The sequence below is a fragment of the Chitinophaga sp. SYP-B3965 genome (assembly GCF_009647655.1).
In the GTDB taxonomy this organism is placed as follows: domain Bacteria; phylum Bacteroidota; class Bacteroidia; order Chitinophagales; family Chitinophagaceae; genus Chitinophaga.
In genome coordinates, this window is record NZ_WJFD01000003.1 from 609,172 (window position 1) to 629,102 (window position 19,931).

General features: G+C 45.5%; 13 protein-coding genes. 3 read left to right on the forward strand and 10 right to left on the reverse strand.

From position 1 onward, the window contains the following. Positions 1 to 11: 11 nt before the first annotated feature. Together GFS24_RS20240 and GFS24_RS20245 are read right to left on the reverse strand one after the other, a co-directional pair. A complete protein-coding gene (locus GFS24_RS20240) occupies positions 12 to 1,592 on the reverse strand; it encodes a DHA2 family efflux MFS transporter permease subunit (protein ID WP_153662581.1) in 1,581 nt (526 codons plus the stop codon). A gap of 4 nt (positions 1,593 to 1,596) precedes the next feature. Further along, entirely contained in the window at positions 1,597 to 2,637 is a 1,041-nt protein-coding gene (locus GFS24_RS20245; protein ID WP_153662583.1) for an HlyD family secretion protein, read from the reverse strand. Between the two features lie 145 nt (positions 2,638 to 2,782). On the opposite strand from GFS24_RS20245, the gene GFS24_RS20250 reads away from it, so the two are divergent. Continuing rightward, on the forward strand, positions 2,783 to 3,268 hold the full coding sequence (locus GFS24_RS20250; protein ID WP_153662585.1) for a MarR family winged helix-turn-helix transcriptional regulator: 486 nt from the start codon (positions 2,783 to 2,785) through the stop codon (positions 3,266 to 3,268). Here GFS24_RS20250 and GFS24_RS20255 read toward each other — a convergent pair. Beyond that, entirely contained in the window at positions 3,245 to 5,887 is a 2,643-nt protein-coding gene (locus GFS24_RS20255) for a CHAT domain-containing protein (RefSeq protein WP_153662587.1), read from the reverse strand. The two genes, GFS24_RS20250 and GFS24_RS20255, sit on opposite strands and share 24 nt — an antisense overlap. A 36-nt stretch (positions 5,888 to 5,923) precedes the next feature. Further along, complete coding sequence (locus GFS24_RS20260; protein WP_153662589.1) at positions 5,924 to 7,906, reverse strand: PKD domain-containing protein; 1,983 nt, start codon at positions 7,904 to 7,906, stop codon at positions 5,924 to 5,926. A 206-nt stretch (positions 7,907 to 8,112) separates the two neighbouring features. On the opposite strand from GFS24_RS20260, the gene GFS24_RS20265 reads away from it, so the two are divergent. Further along, positions 8,113 to 8,682, forward strand: a complete 570-nt coding sequence (locus GFS24_RS20265) for an RNA polymerase sigma factor (protein ID WP_153662591.1) — start codon at positions 8,113 to 8,115, stop codon at positions 8,680 to 8,682. Further along, entirely contained in the window at positions 8,679 to 9,401 is a 723-nt protein-coding gene (locus tag GFS24_RS20270) for a hypothetical protein (RefSeq protein ID WP_153662593.1), read from the forward strand. The genes GFS24_RS20265 and GFS24_RS20270 overlap by 4 nt, the downstream gene beginning before the upstream one ends. Before the next feature lie 309 nt (positions 9,402 to 9,710). On the opposite strand, the gene GFS24_RS20275 is transcribed toward GFS24_RS20270, so the two are convergent. The 6 genes from GFS24_RS20275 to GFS24_RS20300 all read right to left on the reverse strand — a co-directional run bounded on the left by GFS24_RS20275 (position 9,711) and on the right by GFS24_RS20300 (position 19,928). Continuing rightward, on the reverse strand, positions 9,711 to 10,871 hold the full coding sequence (locus tag GFS24_RS20275; protein ID WP_153662595.1) for an alginate lyase family protein: 1,161 nt from the start codon (positions 10,869 to 10,871) through the stop codon (positions 9,711 to 9,713). After that, positions 10,868 to 12,721, reverse strand: coding sequence for an alpha-L-fucosidase (locus GFS24_RS20280; RefSeq protein ID WP_153662597.1), 1,854 nt, complete (start codon positions 12,719 to 12,721; stop codon positions 10,868 to 10,870). The genes GFS24_RS20275 and GFS24_RS20280 overlap by 4 nt, the downstream gene beginning before the upstream one ends. Continuing rightward, complete coding sequence (locus tag GFS24_RS20285; RefSeq protein ID WP_153662599.1) at positions 12,718 to 15,258, reverse strand: glycoside hydrolase N-terminal domain-containing protein; 2,541 nt, start codon at positions 15,256 to 15,258, stop codon at positions 12,718 to 12,720. The genes GFS24_RS20280 and GFS24_RS20285 overlap by 4 nt, the downstream gene beginning before the upstream one ends. Position 15,259: 1 nt before the next feature. Further along, on the reverse strand, positions 15,260 to 16,831 hold the full coding sequence (locus GFS24_RS20290) for a hypothetical protein (protein WP_153662601.1): 1,572 nt from the start codon (positions 16,829 to 16,831) through the stop codon (positions 15,260 to 15,262). Between the two features lie 308 nt (positions 16,832 to 17,139). Next, positions 17,140 to 18,435, reverse strand: a complete 1,296-nt coding sequence (locus GFS24_RS20295) for a glucoamylase family protein (RefSeq protein ID WP_153662603.1) — start codon at positions 18,433 to 18,435, stop codon at positions 17,140 to 17,142. Continuing rightward, positions 18,435 to 19,928 carry a RagB/SusD family nutrient uptake outer membrane protein gene (locus tag GFS24_RS20300; RefSeq protein WP_153662605.1) on the reverse strand — a complete coding sequence of 498 codons (1,494 nt, stop codon included), beginning with the start codon at positions 19,926 to 19,928 and terminating at the stop codon, positions 18,435 to 18,437. Before GFS24_RS20300 ends, GFS24_RS20295 begins: the two co-directional genes overlap by 1 nt. Positions 19,929 to 19,931: the final 3 nt, after the last annotated feature.

Here is a 19,931-nt window from a genome sequence, read left to right on the forward strand (position 1 = left end):
TTGTGTGTTTTTTAGTGCGCATGTTCTGCTGCTTCTTTCACAGCTGCTGCGCTCAGATTACGTTTCTTTACAAAGAACATTACCGGCAATACGCATATAAAGAAGATCCCTACAATGCGGAAGGTATCCAGATAAGAAAGGATGTAAGCCTGTTTGGTTACAACAGCATCCAGCATACTTAATCCAACATGATGTGCCTGTGCGGCATCCATTCCTTTGGCAGCGAGTGCGCTGGTTGTTTGTTCCAAACGTGCTACCGCAGCAGGACTATCCGGCGTTATATAATTCAGTAACTGCGTACGGTGTTCTGAGTATTGTTTTGCCACGTAAGTATTCATAAAGGCAATACCAAAAGCGCCACCCAATTGACGTAACATGTTGTTGACGGCAATACCCTGCGGCATTTCCAGGGGCGTTAATCCTGATACAGCCTGTGAGGTAAGCGGAACAGTCAGCATAGCCGCACCAAGCCCGCGTAATAAAAGCGGTACAAAAAAGAAAGCTACACCGGCTTCCGGACTGGCAGTAGACATCCAGAAACAGAAAATGGCAAAGATGATGAAACCGGTTGTGATAAGGTATTTGGACGGAAGTCCTTTTTGCAATGCCTTACCGGCCAATGGCATCATAATGGCTGCCACAATAGCGCCGGGGAGTAATGTTTCACCTGTCAGTGTAGGTGTATAACTCATCACTCTTTGCATCCATACGGGATATACGAACATGGAACAATACATCCCCAAACCCATGATAAATGTGAGCAGGGTGGTAATGGCCAGCGTTCGGTTCTTTAATACTTTCAGATTAACGGCCGGCGCATCGGTTGTTAATTCCCACCATATAAATCCTATGAAAGAAATGACGGCTACCACGGTGAGTACAATAATATGTGTGGCGGAAAACCAGTCTTCCGACTGACCTTTCTCCAAAATATATTGCAGACTACCTACCCAGGCAATGAGTAAAGCAATACCCAGGTAATCGATCTTGATAGCCTTTCGATTTATATTATACTCGTGCTCCTGTTTATCAATAAATGTATATACCAGGAATGCAGCTATAATACCTACGGGCACGTTGATATCAAAGATCACAGACCAGTGGAAATTATCTACGATCACACCACCGAGTGTTGGTCCGATCGTTGGCCCGATGATCACGCCCATCCCAAAGATGGCAGAGGCGGTGGGCCTTTCAGATATTTCGAAAGCATCAAAGAGGATAGACTGGGAGGTGGATAATAATGCACCACCACCTATACCTTGTATAAAGCGCCATGCTACCAGTTCCCAGAGTGAACCGGAAACACCGCACATGTAAGAGGCGAATGTGAATATAATAATGGAGGCGAGGTAATAATTCTTTCTCCCAAAATAGGAAGCAAGAAAACCCGTCATGGGGATGACGATCACGTTGGCGATAGCATAAGCAGTGATCACCCAGGAAGCATCTTCAATGGTGGCTCCCAGGTTACCGCTGATCTGCGATAACGCAACGTTCACAATCGTTGTATCGATCAGCTCCAGCATAGTGGCTGAAATAACCGTGGCCACTATGATCCATTTGGCAAAGCCTTGCGGTTTGAGTGACATACAACTAGTATTTTAAAGCTACTTCTACGCTCAGGCCTGCACGGAGCTTGTCGAGGTATTGGTCTGCGTTATCAATAGATATCTTAACAGGAACCCTTTGCACAATTTTTACGAAGTTACCGGTAGCATTATCTGGCGGCAGTAAAGAGAATTTAGCGCCGGTAGCACGAGAAATAGCTGCCACATGGCCTTTCAGATGAAGATCACTAAATCCGTCTATTTCAATTTCTGCTTCCTGGCCTATGTTGATATGCGGCAGTTGTGTTTCTTTGAAATTGGCGATGATGTAAAATCCGTTTTCATCTACGATCGTGAAAAGGCTTTGACCTGCCTGTACAAACTGACCGGGTTCAATATTCTTTTTACCAATGCGGCCACCAATATTAGCGGTGATATTGGTGTAGGTCAGTTTTAATTTCATCTGATCTATCTGCGCTTTTTTGCTGGCCATCAAGGCTTCTGCCTGTGTTACTTTAGCTGCAGCAACAGATACGCTTGATCTTGCGAGGGTAATATTATCCTGCGCAGCGAGGTATTGTTTGTCGTTAGTAAGACTGGTGGATTTTGTATCATCCAGCTGGCGGTTGGTGATGGCCTGATCGTCAAAAAGACTTTGATCTCTTTTGAGGTCTGCTACGGCTTTATCTTTTTTCACCAGGGCTACCTGTGCATTGGCAGCAGCTACAGAGATACCGGCATTGGCATTTCCTAAAGTAGCACGTGCAGATAATAAGTCTGCTTCCGCTTGTTGATAATCAGCTTCTGCCTGTTGGAGAGAAATGCGGTATTCCTCATCGTCAATAGATAATAAGGTGTCCTTTTGTTTTACGTTACCGTAATCCTGTACATACAGGTTCTTTACGTAACCGGAAACACGGGCAATTACAGGAGCGGCATGTCCTTCTACCTGGGCGTTGTCTGTTGTTTCATGGTGACTGGCATACATCCATTGACGTACCCCAAAAATTGCGGCTAAAATGAGGATGGCGATGAAAATAAGTCGCACTGCTAACTTCCCTTTACGGGGGTTACTTGTTGTTTCCATTGTAGTGTGTGTATTTTATGGGAGCAAAGGTAAACTAAGTTGACATAATAGACAACTTATTTGTCTATCTATAAAAAGTTTTATCTTTGCATGACAAAAGGAGTATTTTAGACACAAAGCCTACAACGTATATAATAATATAACTATGACGACACCGTCTTTAGACCAGCAATTTCTGGATGTGGTGGCCATGCGGCCACGTTTGCTGATTAAGCTATTAAGCATTGTTAAGAAGGACTTTGATTTTCAGTTGATTGAACAGTTACAACAGCGTGGTTATAAAGACTTTAAGATAGGAGATATGGTATTATTGGCGAATATATCGCCAGAGGGGACCATTAACAATGAGTTGGCCAAGAAAGCAAGGATCACCAAGCAAGCCATGAGTAAAGTGGTAAAGAACCTGGAAGCGAATGGTTTCATATTTACCCGTAAACATGAAACGGACAACCGGGCCACCGTGATCTATTTAAGTGACAAGGGGAAACAATTGGTGATTGATTCTTCTGCCTGTGTGCAGGATATCCAGCGTGGCTACACGAATATTATCGGGGAAAAGGATGCAGAGGTATTAAAAGATATCTTGTTTAAACTGGTGGAAGGGATCTTACCTGCTGCTGTGGGAAAATAATTTTCTTAAGAGGACGATCAGTAAAATAAAGGCCCCACCAGCTCCGATCCAGATAAAATAATTCCCTTTTTCTTCCGGCTTTTCCAGTGTAACGGGATGATGATGCCCGATATAGGTAAGTGCTGCCCAGTAATAGGGTAGCTTGAGCTGTTGTTTGGTATCCTTATCTTCCAGCCATTCCATTTTTGCATCATGCAAGGCCATCATGGGACTTTCCGCAGCAGGCAGTTGCTGGTAGAAATTACCGGTAAGCCTGGCCACGGTGGCATCGTGCACATTCCATAAGCCGGCTACGATTCCTGTAGCGCCGGAAGCTGTGAATTCGCGTGCCAGTGAAATGATCCCCTCTCCTTCTGCCAGCATGCCCTGCCCTGTTCTGCAAGCGCTCAACATAATAAGGCCGGGTTGAAATTTGCGGGCATATAATTCAAACAGGAAGAATGGCCCGTCTGACAACTGGATGGCCGGCAATTGCTGACTTCCTTCCAAAGAGGCATGGGTACTGAGATGCAGGATACCGTTCTTTCCCAATTGTTCGCGGAAGGCGGCTAATGTTGCCTTTTCATTTTGATAATAATTTCCTTTTACGGCATGGCTTACGGCTTCGAATTCCTGTTGCACTGCGGGTAATTCTACGCCTTCATTTGCTTTTGAAATAAAGAAACCTGTCATGCCTTTCATTTTTCCACTGCTCCGTTCCTGTTGCTGCAACCAGGTTTGCATGGAATAGGCAAGGCCGGTAGCTGCTTTCTTCAACAGGAAAGGCCATTTGGCCAGATCTCTGTTATATACACTGTCTGTGGGTAATGCATCAAATGGCAGATAACCCAACCAGCCATCTGGTATTAATAAATACTTATTGCCCGCGATGGTATCATTCCACAACCAGCGCCAGATCTGGTATCCCTGTTTATAATAATCCTGCGGATCATTTTGCATGGCTTGCGGGCCGTTGTGGAAATATTTCGTAACGAACTGGTGAATGAAATCCAGTTTCTTTTCTGCGTCTGGTAATCTTTTTATGGAGAGGATGCCTTGTTTTTGCAGGTCTATAATATAGATGTGATCTGTTCCTGCAAAAAAGTTCTTTACGATCAGGCCCTGTGGTAAGTTTTTCAGCGAAAAGGGAACCGGTTTAACTGGTTCGAAAAAATCAGGGTACTTCTTTTTGATGGCTAGTTGTACCTGTGAAAGCTCGTATGCTAACTCCGATCTGTTGTTGGATGTTTTATTACCCAGCGCATTTTCTCTATCATAATAAGCAATGGCCTGTTGCAATTTTCTTTGCCGGTCTAATAAAGTATCCTTTACCTGCAAGCGGCTGTTCTGCATATTGAATTGCTGTTCTTCCAGTAAAACCTGCGCTTTACTTTTCTCCATGACATCTAACATGGCCAGGGAATACTGCGGGTCTTTGGTTTGCTCCCACAGCTGAAAGGCAGTGTTCATAGCCTTTTCCGCCAGCATGTGACTTTGCTTCTGGTGTAATAAGCGGGTGGCACGGCTAAAGAATTCTCTTCGTAATAACTGCTCTATGGAAAAGATAAGCTGATAACCGGTGAGTGCTTCTTGTAGCTTTCCTGCCTGTACCAATGCATCTGCTTTACCTTCCAGCGCATCTGCCAGCATGAATTCCCCATACAATTGTTTCTCCTGCGGCCAGCCGTTACTACCGGGAACCAGTAAACGAATGGCTTTATCAAAATCTGCTGTGGGCTGTTTTAACTGTAAGGCAATACGGCCGGACTTTTCCAGCAGGCGGGCTTTCTCTCTGCTCCTCGCCCCGGCATAATTTGATTCCATCACCTGTAGCGCTTCCTTTAGAAACTGCTGCGCTTCCTTATAACGATGCTGACTAAACGCCACATCGCCGGACATCTGTAAAGCAGAAGACAACCAGTAAGCCGCGTTTTCTTCTTTCTTATCCTTTAGCGCTTTTACAGCCTGCGCAGCACTAATAGCTGCACTATCTACCTTACCTGTTTTCAAATAAATGTCTGCCAGTGTGGAATGTAACAACCCTGCAATGCTGCTATTGGCAGGTGCATATTTTAAACCGGTAAGCCCCTGCCGGATAGCATCTGTGAAAAGCTCCTGCATCTGGTAAGTAACGGCGAGGTTATTATATACGGCGGCTATTTGCCTTGGATCTCCTTGTTTTAATACAGATTCAAGGGCTTTTGTTTGAATGAACGCAGCCCTTTCATAATCTCCGAGGCGGGTGTAATTATTGCCGAGGGGTTTTAAAATATATTCTACTATATCTGTTTTAGGAATCGGGGCTGCATTATAAAAACGGTAAGCTGCTTCGTAGGACTCTATAGAGGGAAGAATATTGCCGGCATACATGAGATAGTATCCCTGGCTGGTAAGCAGGTCCAGCCAGGCTGCCCGCTCGTTTTCATCTTTCGGTTTACGCCATGCCCAATCATCTATCTGCATGAGTTCCCCTAAACGTTCCGGTGGTTTTTCGTAGACATGGTCCAGCATGTAATAGACCCATTCTTCGAGGTTGTCTTCCTTTTTCAATTCATCCCCCCGCTTCTTTAATGCATCAGGGACCTGCGCATAAAGCGGCTGGCATAACAGTAAAAAGATAAGGAAGCGGATCGTGGTCATGCTTTAAAAAGGAGTGTCCTTCCTTCTTAAAGATAATTAAAATCTCCAGATGCCATAAAAGAACAGCCGCTGCTGCGGGTCTTTGACATATTGCAGGATACGTATACCCAAAGCCGGGCCGGCACGCACTTTACCAATATTCAGATCTGCAAATATAGCACCGTCTGCTGCGGAGAAGTTCTTCGTGACGGTGCCGGCCAGTCTGTCGAATTTCTGAATGACGCCGGATGGCGGTACCGTCATCTCTGTTACCTGCACTACTTTTTTCTCCTGTGTTTTTTCAGAAGTTACTACGCTCACCATGATACCAGCACCCACTCCTAACCAGCCGGTAATATTATAACGCAGGTGTAAGGGCACTACATCCATCGTTGTTCTGCTTACTACATTATAATTCTCTCTGCCTATCACTAAATATTTACCGGTACCAATGCTGGTATCCCGCTGGTCCCGGGAAAAGGATTGTAAGGTTTCCGTTTTCTGCTGGATATTGAAATACAACTCTGCCTGGAAGTATGGTTTATAAGGGGCAAACGCGGAAATCGTAAAACCCAATGTACCGGCAGGAAGGCCCAGTGGCAGTTCACCTTTACTCATTCCTTTGCCATAACCGAGTATCACACCCGGTGAAAGCCCTGGTTTAAATCGTCCTTTGGAACGGTTGGTGATCACAGGTTCGTTCTTGTCAAACACGATAGCCGCCTGGCTGGTGAAAGGGAGTTTCTTTAATTCTTTGCTGAAACGGATCCTGTATTTAATAAACCCTTTTGTAGAATCCTGGTCTTCCACCCCTTCCTGTTTCACTCCTTTCAGGTAAATATTATTGAAGACGAAAAAGATACTGTCTTTGCGGATGATGGTATCCAGGCAGCTTTGGCGCTCATAGGCGGAATCACACATCAAACATTTAGGGGAATAATCTGTGATCTCCAGCGACTGGCCATTCAGCATCCCGGGTACAGCCACACCAATGGATACTTTGCTGGCAGGGCCTTTTCCGGTGTTCTGAAATTGTACTTTATAACTTAACTCCTTTGATTTACTCACAAAACGGTAGTTCATGCGCCTGTTCTTCAACTGCATCCGGTTGGGATCATGAGAAGCTACGATCTGCATATCCAGGTTATACTGTGATACCGGAAAAGCAGGATCATCCGGTACGAACATCCCGCTGATGGTCACCACCGCATTGGTATCCTTGATCATTTCGGGGGTTGTTTCCATAGAGAGGAAGAGGAATTTTTCCTCTCCTGCTTTCAGGTCTTCCACCCGCCAGATGTGCTGTTCCCGGAACAGGGCTTTCTTTTCTGCCAGTAAACCAGCTAAGGCTGTTTTCCTTACAGGGTCTATCCATGGAGTGGCAGAAGGGCCACCCGCCAGAGGTACGTATAAATTTTCGGAAGGGGCCATGGCCAATAAAGAATCCAGTCCAAACTTGCGTTCCCCGTTGTATTTACGTTCTTCAGACAGTACGAAGTTCTTCTGGGCAAATTGCTTTTCGTTATAGAACAATAGCAGGGAACCGCTTACGGCAGCTGTTCCTCCGGGATGCCGGTAACCCACGATCGTCACCATCTCTTCTCCGGGTTTGGGCATCCGGTTGGCTTTCATAGCCAGCATATCAGAGGCGGCGAAGAAAGAAGAAGGGGCATCTGCGGCGGCGTACATGGTCTTTTTCACTTTGATGCGGCGGGGTTTTCCTTTCGGGGCCTTGCCATCATCATAGTTATTGGTGGCATATAAGCGGATCTCGTAAGAGCCGGTATCCTTATAATTATGTACAGGTTGCGGGGCAAAGCTGAAGGTGCCATCCCCGAATTCCCAGAAGTAAGTGTAAAAGGCTTCCGGTGCGCCGGCGATCTGGCGGAGTGGACGCAGGCCTGCTTTTATGACGGTCTTATTCTCATCCTGCTCCACATCAATGGTGCTCAGGATGGTATCCGGCGCTGCTTTTTGCTGTGCCATAGCGGATCCTGCAAGCATCAGCAAGAGTATAGAGGCGAATAAATATTTCGACATAGAAAGGTATTTAGGACATATATGGCTGAGGCCCGCTTGCTCCGACAGTTTATAACCACAGTAATATATATCATTTTAATTGTAACGGCAAAAGGCCCTAAGGCCTTTTGGGTGTATTCGGCGTTAAGAGGAACGGGAGCTTCTGCCAATAGATAAACTGCCTCCCTGATTTGTTACCCCCGGATTTTTAATATCTTTATTTTTATATGTCACACGCAGATCAACATTTTATCCACGCACTCCTGCATAACGAAACGCAGGTGGTGGGAGAGATCTACCAGCGTTTTGCTCCCAAGGTGAAATATTATGTGCTCCAGAACAGCGGTTCCGCTGATGATGCAGCCGATATCTTCCAGGAATCCCTGGTGGATATTTACAACCAGGCCAAATACAAGGACCTCCAGCTGACCTGTCCTTTTGAGGCATTCCTTTTGATGGTGTGTAAACGTAAGTGGCTCAACGAACTCAAAAAAAGAGGGCGCCAGGGGGTAACAAAAGACCTGGATGAGCAATTTAATGTTGGCGAGGATAGTTTCCGGGATGCAGAAAAGACCTGGGCAGACAATGAAAAGGCGCGGCTCTTTAAAACTATGCTGGGGCAAATGGGGGAACGATGCCAGGAGATCATCCGGCTTTCGTTAACCGATAAACCGCAGGAAGAGATAGCTGCCAAGCTGGGTGTTACGTATGGATACCTTCGTAAGAAGAAATCTGAATGTATGGCCTCCCTCATCAGCGCTATTAAAGATAACCTTTCAAAATGGGGACTGACATGAACGACATCGATTATGAACTGATAGAACGTTACTTCTCCGACCGCATGACGGAGGAAGAACTGATGGCTTTTGAGAGCCGTAGAGAGGCGGATCCTGAATTCCATGAGATGGTAGCCACCTGGTTTGATGTAAGCAATACATTACGTCAGTCGCTTCAGGCAGATCCTCAGCGGGATGCATTGGTGCAAACTTTACAAAGCAACCGGCCTATATTTAATGAGAAAGCTAAAGTTGTTTCTATCCGTAAATTAATGGCAGCGGCTGCTTCTGTGGCGGTGCTGATTGCTACTTTGATGTACTGGAGTCCATGGAAAAAAGATCTCTATTCGCAATATTCCATAGAAGAAATGATCTCTCCTGCTGAACGGGGGTCTACTAAGGATTCCCTGGCACAGCAAGCGGCGACGCAATTTAATCATCGTGATTATAAAGAAGCGGTTGTTACACTGGATAAATTATTAGCGGCACAACCGGGTGATGCTTATGCGCGTTATTACCGGGGGCTTTCTTATCTGGAAGATGGGCTGACTTCGCGTGCGCGTGCTGATCTGGAAGTTATTTATAACGGGGAATCTGTTTTTAAATATGATGGCGCTTTCTTTGTTGCGTTGAGTTATTTGAAGGATAAGAATACTGTTAAATGCAAAGAGTGGTTATTGAAGATTCCTGCGAGTGCGGAGAATTATGATAAGGCGCAGGAGTTGTTGGGGGATTTGTAGGTAGGGTGTTTGCCGCGCAGGAAAGGGCGGAGTTCTTTTTTTGAAGAGGAACGTTATTTAAATAAAGAACCTGCGGTTCTTTATTTTTTCTTGAAGGAAGTGAGATTGTTTTTATTAAAATAAAAAGCACCCCGTTCAATAAAGAACAAGCCGCTGAAGTGAGTGACACAACGGCGGCTTCATAGTTTTACTACCGCCTGTTACATCCAAACTTATAAGAAAAAAAGATGCCGGCTCAGACGAGACCGGCGTTATCATATTCCACGTCTACAGTAAAATCTTTAGTACGTTTATGATTATCTTTTTAGGTTAAATGGTCACCATGAAGATCTCGGGGTTTCGTATCGGCAGATTGCGCAATACTTCTTCCACCTGAGGATCATGCTCAAGTTGTTTCCATAATGTAAAGTAGACTGGATTGTTGTAGGCAGCTGCGCCAAAGAGCAGGAAAGGGTGGGCCACCGGCCATTCATCCCAATACATCACATCCTTTGCAAACGGCCAGCTGTTCTTGTTCTGCACATATGGGTACATATATGCAATGCCTTTGCTAATTGCTTTCGTCGATGCAGTATACTTCCAGAGATCATCCTTAGGGCTGCTAAGTATCTGGCATACTGTTGCCATCGCATCTAAATTGAATAACGCATAACCATAAGGTTTTGTTCGACGAATTTCTAAAGGAAAACTTCCATCTTCTGCCATTTGTTTTGGCAACAAAACCTCTTTATATCTGTTACGGCAAAATTCTATCCATTGCTGATCTTTCAGGAAGGTAGCGAAAGCAGCGACCTGCATCACCCAGCAGGTGCCATGATTATTCGCCGCATTCATTTCATCCAGACCGTATTTATGTTCCGTCATCCATTTCAGATATGCTGCAAACCATTCTTTAATGGCTACCAGATCTTTCGGAGGGATCATACCGGCCTTCTCCATAATACGCAATGCCTGTGCGATCTCTATAAAATGAATAGTATCAATGATCCCGATCCCACGGCCTGTTGCGCGGCCTTTGATGGCCTGTGCATACAATAAGTTGGGATTCATTTTTGTATCAGCATTCACAAACCATGCTTTGATATGTACCAGCGCATGATCCAGGTAACGTTTGTTGCCATTGGCTACATACGCTGCTGCCAGATCCCCTACCACTCTGCTGAAACGTACCATGGCCTGGCGATGCGCCACAAAATTCTCCGGATTGGTTTGTCCATCTTTTTGAATATACGGACTATCAGGACTCACTGGATTAGGCCACCAGTAGTCTCCTTCAGAATAAAAATCATGTATACCTCCTGCGCTGCGTTCAGACTTTGCCGCAGTAACCGTAACAGGCTTTTGTAACATAGCCCATTCCGCTTTCTTTAGAATATCTGCCTTACGGGCTTCTATGGCTTGCTTCAGCCAATCCGCTTTGGCGAACTGTGCAGAGACGATCAATAATAATATTAAAATGCTTTGCTTCATTTTACGGGTGTTAGCGTTACTTCCATCAACTTCATCAATTCCTTTCCTGCTATTTTCTCTGATTTAATTTCCAGTGTGTGTTCTCCTTTTGGCAATGTGATACTTCCGATCTCCTGTTCCTGTAATCCTGATAATACCTGTGCGCTGAGTTTTTTATCACCGAAGGATACGGTATAACTTCCACCACCTTCTGCTTCGTACTTTAACTTCACAGCATAAGTAACGGGTTCATCATTGCGGGTGAGCCATTTCAGGGATTGATCGTTCCGCGTCCAGTTCTGTACATAATACCTGTTGGTTTTCCCATCTCCGAATCCAAAACCTTTCCCTTGTTGTGTGGCATCGAATGCCAGCAATACGTTGGGATAATCTTTTGTGAACAGTGCCTCTGCTTTACTTTCCGGTGCAGGACCTTTTGTTGTTTCCAGTACCAGCACTGTGTTATTTGCATCGGGTGCTTGTTCCGGCACACTGATCTCCCAATTGAAGGGGCTGACCTTCTTTACTACAAGTGATTTGTTGTTTACTAATAATCTTGCACTGTTGATCTTAAAGAAACCATTCACCAGTAACTTACCATCCTTCGGCCATTTGAAAACATGCAGGTACTTTTTATCTCCCTTCTGTGTTACAACGCCCCATGGCTGTGGTACATCAAAACCTCCCTGTGCGCCATAAATACTTTCACCGTTCGGCACTAACCAGGCTCCTACTTTATGCAGGATGGTAGTATCTCTTGGATCAATGATGCCATTGCCCATCGGCCCGATATTCATCAGCAGGTTACCGCCTTTTGCGGTTGCCTTTGCCATTAGCTGGATAAAGAATCCTGCTGGTTTGTGGCTGTCATCGAATTTAGAATAACCATATGATTCATTGGTGGTAGGAATGGCTTCCCAATCTCCCGTTACCGGGTAAAATTCCGCGGGACGATCTGCCGTGTTCTTATAATCACCGAATGAAACAACGGAACTTCTTGCCAAACGGCCATTCACTACTACTTTATTATCAATGTCTCTAATCGCTTTCAGGATCCTTATGTTTTCAGACAGGGGTAATTTATGCGGCGTATCAAACCAGATAATATCCGGATGATACTTGCGCAGTAACTCCTGGATCTGCGGGATGGATTTCTCATTTACATACTTCACTGCTTTCGGCAATAACTCCGGATGTTGATCATACCAGTTAGTTCCGCCGAAGAGATTTTTATCACCGCCGGGATTGTTGTAATCCCAATCGTTGCCCGGTGCATTGGGATCTTCCCAGTCGAAGGCATGGGAATAATAGAACCCGAATTTAATACCGTATTTCTTACAGGCGGCTGACAGCTCCTGCATGGGATCTCTTTTAAAAGCAGATTGCTTTAAGGTGTAATCCCCTATGGCGGAAGGATACATAGCTACTCCATCATGGTGTTTAGCCGTGATGATCAGGTAACGCATGCCTGCATTTTTGATCAGCTTCACCCAGGCGTCTGCATTAAACTCCGTTGGGTTGAAAGTTTTGATCAGTTTATCTGCATATTCCTGGCGGGGGATCTTTTCCTTCCGCATCAGGTGTTCTGCGTATCCGCCTACTTTCTTTCCTTTCCATTCACCACCGGGTACTGAATAAACACCCCAGTGAATAAAACAACCGAACTTGGCATCTCTCCACCAGGCTATCCTTTCATCATGTTCCTTCATAGAATTTGTCCACCAACCACTCACTGCTTCTGCAATAGCGATGCTGTCCCGCGATGCAGCTTTCTGCATCAGGATGCCATCATCATCTCCCTTGAACTGGGCAAATGAACTGGCAGATAGAGCTATCAGCGCTGTTGTTATATATGTTCTTACTCCGCTCATTTTACTGTTATCTCATGTACGCCGGCAGACAGCATCACATTTTGGTCATATACTTTTTTCAGGTTCAGTTCCGGTAATTTGGAAGCATCCTTTATCTCTTTATTCACGGGAAAGCCATAATCTTTTACAAGGCTGTAATCCAATGTTGGAGGCCCAACGGGAGATTTAATCTGCACAGGTTCAAACGTACGGATCACTTGTTTTCCACCTTCATAGGTTGAATGGATCACGGCTTTCACGAGGCGTTTATCTTTCCAGGTAATATCTACTTCAAAACCACCTTTTACTTTTAATCCTTTTACACTGCCCGTTGGCCATACGGAAGGTAATGCAGGTAATAAATGGATCACACCATCATGGCTCTGCACCAGCATTTCCGTAATACCGGAAGTAACACCAAAGTTGCCATCTATCTGGAAGGGCGGATGCGCATCAAAAAGATTTGCATAAGAACCACCGCTGTTATCTGCCACACTCACAGAATCTCCTGATGCGTAAAAGAGTTGTTTATTCAACATCAGATAGGCATGGTCTCCATCTTCGAGCCTGGCCCACCAGTTGATCTTCCATGCTTTTGACCATCCTGTTCCTCCATCTCCACGTAATTCCAAGCTACGTTTAGCAGCAGCAGCCAGTTCAGGCTGACGGCGTGGTGTGATCATATTGCCAGGGAACAGACCATAGAGATGTGATAAGTGACGGTGACTATCTTTCGCATCATCCCAATCCAGGTACCATTCCTGTAACTGACCCAAACGGCCTGCATGGAAAGGATATAAGTCTTTTAATACACCGTTTATTTTTTCTGTGAACTGTTTGTCTGTTCTTAATTCATTCGCCGCTTGTACCGTTCTGTTAAGCAGATCATAGATGATAGACATATCCATGGTAGAGGCAATGCTCACACTTCCTTTCCTGGCACCATCTATCAGGAAATTATTCTCCGGGGAGGTGGAAGGATTGGTTACCCATTGGCCCTGCGGGTTCTTCACCAGCCAGTCCAGCATAAACTCTGTAGCTCCTTTCATTAAAGGATAAGCTTTATCGCGCAGGAATTTTTCGTCTCCGGTATATGTATAATGTTCCCACAAATGCCTGCACAACCATGCACCTGCCATTGGCCAGATGGCCCAGCGTGGATCACCTTTCGGATCTTTCCAGTCGAACCCTCCGGAGGGAGAAGACAATGCCCAGATATCCACGTTGTGATGTACCGCCCAGCCTTTCATGCCATAATTCACTGCTGCTGTTTTCGCTCCTGTTACAGAAATCTGTTTAATAAAATCGAACAGCGGCTCAGCACATTCAGAAAGGTTAGCCGTTTCTGCCGGCCAGTAATTCATTTCCGTGTTGATATTGGTGGTATAGTTAGAACCCCATGGTGGCTGCATCTTATCATTCCAGATCCCTTGCAGGTTCATAGCGGGGCCGCCTTTGCGGGAACCGGCAATCATCAGGTAACGGCCATACTGATATAACAGCGTGGTCAGTTGCGGATCCATATTACCACCTGCTTTTGTGTATGCTTTCAGGCGTACATCTGTTGCTTTTGGTCCGGAACCGTCATCACCCAGGTCCAGTTTCACCCGGTTGAATAATTTTGTATAGTCAGCAATGTGCTGTTGTAATAAAGTGTTGTAATCTTTTGGTTTGTCCAAATATTTTAAGGCTTCTGCTGCAGGATCTTTTCCTTCACTTACCGGGTTCTTTAAAGCACCGTTGAAACTGGTACCGATGGAAACCAGCAGCACGGCTTCTGTTGCGTTCTTTACCTGTAAGCCATTTTCATCTGCTACACTGCTGCCGTTCTTCAGTTTTGCCTGTACGTGTACTTCATACTTAATACCATTCTTCGGATCATATTCAAACTTCCTCGTTTCATATGGGCGGTGTGGTACATAAGAAGGACATTGCCCACTTAATACGATGTGGCTGCTTGTACGTTTGCTGATCTTAGTGGGCATGGGATTATCAAAGGCCACATGGAAATTCAGGGCGCCTGCCTTTGAGCTGCGCCAGCGGATCACGAGTAATTGATCCGGATAACTCACAAATGTTTCCCTTGTATATTCCACACCGTTTGAAGTATACTTTACTTTAGCAACAGCGTTGTTCAGGTTTAATTCTCTTTCATATTTTGTAGCAGTGGCTACCGGCTGATCATTCTTCAATAATAAATTCCCCAGGGTAAGATACCTGGCAGAATAAGTACCCAGCATTAAACGACTGATGGAATCCGCTTTCATGTATTCCGCATTCCACAAGGCTTGCCGAACAACGAGCAACTGTTCTTTTGCACCGGGATTGTTACCATCCTTCGGACTGCCACTCCATAAAAATGCTTCGTTCAATTGCAGTTTTTCTTCCTGTACGGTACCAAATACCATCGCGCCAATACGGCCATTCCCAATGGGCAGGGCTTCATTCCAGTTTGCGGCCGGTTGCTGATACCAAAGCCGGAGCAGGGGATCTGCTTTCTGGCCCAGTGTGAGCAATGGCGCGCTTATTAATACCAATCCGAAAACGAAACTTCTCATATTATCTTAGTTTACCCTCTCCTTTCCAAGCTGCCAGTAATTCCCAGATATTTCCGGATGCCTGTGCTTTAGTGATGGTGTTATCAACTGCTTTATCTCCCAATCTTTCTTTCAACTGTTGCAGATACAGGCTGCGGGGTGATACCGGTGTACCCCAGCTTTCCCAGTAACCTGTAGTTCCGTCCTGTTTTTGTCCGGTGCAACCAATGGCCCAGTTCTTTGAACCCGGTGCGCTGGTTACTTTAAGATCACTTTTGTAAGAGTGATTATTCCAGAACATCACCTGTGCACCAGACCATCCATGGCCACTTCCCATAGCCCCGCGATTTTGCACCCTTATCTGACCGCCATAAATATTATCAAACAACAAACCGGTTGCCCAACGGTGATGCGGACCAATGTCCGCATAAGTATCCGTGGCATAACAATCCAGGAATACATTCGGGCCGGGCACCACAGAACCTGTTACAAAATCATGCCGTCCGCCGCGGGAATAGCAACGGTTCAATAAATTAAATGCTGAACCGCTTTCTATTACAAAAGAATATTTCCTGCCGCCGGTGGTGATGGATTTAGGATCCAGCATCGCACATTCCATTACCGTATTATAAACAGATTGCGATTCGATGGATACACAGGCATAACCGAAATACTTTGCTGTTACCTGTTTCACCCAACAATTCTCTGCCCGTAACAAAGCCACTGCATCCCATCCGTGATCTTCACTGGTATCTGTTTTATAGGCAGATTCCATCCGCATGTTTTCAATACCACAGTTGCTGATGCGGCCATTTCTCTTTGCTTTATAAATATACCCTCCGCCATGCTGCACCCGTATAGGATCAACAACAGGCTCTTTTAGGGTGAGTTGATTGCCGGTTATTTTGACAATCGTTCTCTCAAATTCTGCTTTATATGCGTTAGGCTTCCAACCGAACTGTGCCGTATTGAGATCATCTATCCATAACTGATTCGGCGTACGCACCAGCATAATACTATCTCCCGCTTTAAATCCTGCAGCATTTTCTACTTCCAGTACAGTTGCTCCTGTGGGCAGATATTGTGTAGTAATGTTACTACGGTTACTTTCACTACCATGGCCTTTCCCTTCTCCTTTGATGCGGATAAAGCTATGCTGACCGGGTACGAGGTCCTTTAATATTGTACCATCTGCTCCTTGTCCTTCTCCTCTTAATACTACACCACTTTTTGAAATGGTGAGCAGTCCATTTAATTCATACGTACCTGCTTTCAGCAGGATGGCTCCACGGATACCATTTTTATCAAGCGGGAGTTGTTCCACTGCATGAATGGCATCTTGTATATATTGATGATTATCTCCGGCCTGAGGACTTAAAGTCTTCTTTACGGATACTTCCGGCAGCGTTATACCGCCTCCTTTGTAACCAGCATGAGAATAGTCAGGTACCTTATTAATACTGTTGCTCTCTCCTTCATTGGCGTAGGTGGCATAGATCAGTTTACCATTGCTTCCGGTTTGCACCAGTTTGCTTTGTTGACCGTAGGCCCCGACAGCCGCGAGTGTTAATACTACAATTGCGTGGAACTTCATGTAATCTGTTGTAACGTGGTTTACCAGCTTCTGCCCTCCACAGGAAGTACGGCATCTACAAACCGTACAGCCCGTGAATTGCAGCAAAAGCATGATCTTAATAGTAATGAAAAAACGTGTCTAATCTTCATAACGCGGTGCCCTCGTGGGCATATAAAAAAAGAGTTTATTGTTCTAATCTTTGCAAACGTTTGCATCCTTAGGGACACTTGTGCGCAATAAAGGTATTGAATCCGTTACACAAATTATGCAATCGGTTGCACATACTTGCACATTATTTTAACCTTTCTTGATATTGAATTAGCATTTCACAGCGCGGGGCTGGAAAAACCCAGGGATTTCAGGCCTTTTTTGATGTCCGGATGACTCATAAAAAGCCGCCAGAGCAGCCCTGAGCGGTAGTTTTCGATCATTACCACAATAGGGCCCTGGTCTATGGCCAGGTATTGGTAGTCATACCAGTTATGGGATTCGGAGAAAGCATCGTAGAAGCCAAATTCCCCCCAAAGCCTTGCCCCTACTTTGTTGTAGAAGTATTTGAGGGCCTGCATGGAATAGACGGGGGTGTAAGGAAAAGAGGATAATGCGGCAGTAGGTGTTATAACACCGAGATCATTAGTGGGGGAATGTGCATTGTAGAATTCATGATTATCGCTGGCGGTTAGGCCCCAGCAATCTGCGCTGTATCCTTTATATTGTTTGGGATTATTAATACAATACTGGCGATTGATCAAAGTATGGTTGGTGTTCTGCTCCCAGTAATCTGCATACTGGTCTTTTAATCCACGCGGGTCCAAACCCAGGAATGAATAATGCGCAAAGAAAAGCGGGCCACCGTAATCAAAACCCAGCGGTAATTTGATCCCCAGGAATTCTTTTCCGTTCTTAAAGTAATTACTCACTGCCCAGCCCTGGTGGTAGGCTTTAGGGGACACCCGGAAATTAGGAGAGGAAGCCCCCAGCACATAAGTGATCAGGCATTCATTCCAGCCACGGATGGTATGATTCATAGACCATCCGTTGTTGGGCGACCAATGCCAGTATAATACATCCTGCCCTCCCTGTGTGTACCAATTCCATTCTGCATCATTCCACAGCCCGGTGATCCTGTTCCGCAATTCCTGTTCTTTTGGGGTATTGCGATCAAAGTATTGCTGCACGGCTAATAAACCCTGGAACATAAATGCAGATTCCACCAGGTCTCCTCCATCATCTTTTCGGCTGAAGGGAATGGTTTTACCGGTGGCCCCATTCATCCAGTGTGGCCAGATGCCGTGGTAGTGATCTGCTTTTGACAGGAACTGTACGATCTTTAATAAACGTTCCAGCCCCTGTTCCCGTGTAACGAATTTTCGTTCTATTCCTACCAGGATAGCCATCACGCCAAAACCGGAACCACCAATGGTAACGACTTCCGGAGTGGTAGTACGTTCAGGTGCTAAGCCAGATACGGGATGCGCAAACTTCCAGAAATAATCAAAGGTTTTCTGTTGCACGAGGGTGAGCAAAGCAGAGTCCCCCAGTTGTGGCCGGGGGATCTGTTTCTTTTGTGCGGCAACCGGTAATGCGGTGCCAATAAGCAGGCTTAATAATAAGATGCGCATCAATAATTTGGATTTTGTTCTAAACGCCCGCCGCTTAAGAGGATCTGCTCTTGCGGGATGGGGAATAATTCATGTTTTCCGTCTACAAAGTTCTTTCCATGTGCTCTCATCACTTGTCCTGCACGTCCTTGTCTTACCAGGTCCCAGAAACGATCATGTTCCATGGCCATTTCCACTCTCCTTTCTTTCCAGATAGCTAAGCGCATGTCTGCTTGTCCTGCTGCAGGGGCATCTGGTAATCCGGCACGTTTGCGGATGATGTTCAGTTTTGCCAGTGCTTCTCCTGCGCTACCTATTTCATTTGCCGCTTCTGCATAGATCAGCAACACTTCTCCGTAACGCAGCACGCGGAGGTTTTTGGGCGTACGATCCGGGCTACCGCAATAAGGTTCCTGTGTACGACTGTGATAAGCTTTATAATTATACCGGTCGTTTTCCACGGAATCCCTGGAAGGTACCCTAAAGCCATCCCATAACGTTGTACCGTTCGGCTCTATGGTAATAATGGTACCTGCTTTGCGTTTGTCGTTTGGCTCGTAAGCTGCTGCCAGATCTGCGGTGGGATTATTAAATCCGAATCCGAAATCAGACCAGCCTTTCCTTGCCCGGATACCCTGGCAATTTGCATACAGCTCTATCGCAGAGTTGCAGGCAGCGCTGGTGCCCGTTTGTACCTCAAAGATGGATTCCATTGAATTAGCCCCCTTTGCACGCCAAATATCGGCATAATTGGAAAGGGTATCATATAACTTTGAATCGATCACGGCTTTGGAGAGATCAAATGCTTTCTGATAGTCCTTCTTGTAAAGATAAACTTTGGCCAGCATGCCCTGTGCCGCTCCCTTTGTGATACGGCCTACAGGGGTTGCGCCTTTCAGCGGCAAATTATCTACTGCAAACTGCAGGTCGCTGATGATAAGATCATAGATCTCTGTAGCAGTAGCACGCGTCTGGAATTCATCTGAATTGGCTTCTTCCGGTTTGGGTACACGATCCAGTTTAGGCACACCTCCAAAAGTACGTACGAGGTTAAAGTAAAAATACCCGCGCAGGAAACGTACTTCACCGATCAACCTGTTCTTTGTAACATCATCCAGCGGACTCAATGGTAATTTATCCAATGCCTGGTTTGTTCTGGCAATGGCCTGATAATAACCCGTCCAGAAATTCTGCACGTTGCTATTAGCCGGTGTGTAGGTGAAATTATCGATCTCTAATGCAGGACCATAATCCTGTGGTGTACTGCCTTTATCTCCTTCATCACTTGCAATGCTGGTGAGCACTACCATTTGTAATCCATGTACATCTGGTCCAAAACCTCCCAGCCACATTACATTATATACACCATTCACGAGGTCTATCGCTGCATTGGGATTGTTCCTGATCTCTTCTTCCGTTACCCTGCCCTGCGGTGGGATATCCAGAAAACCTTTTCCGCAGCTGACATACATCAGCCCGAAACTTATAAGTAATATACTGATTAGCCTTTTCATGAT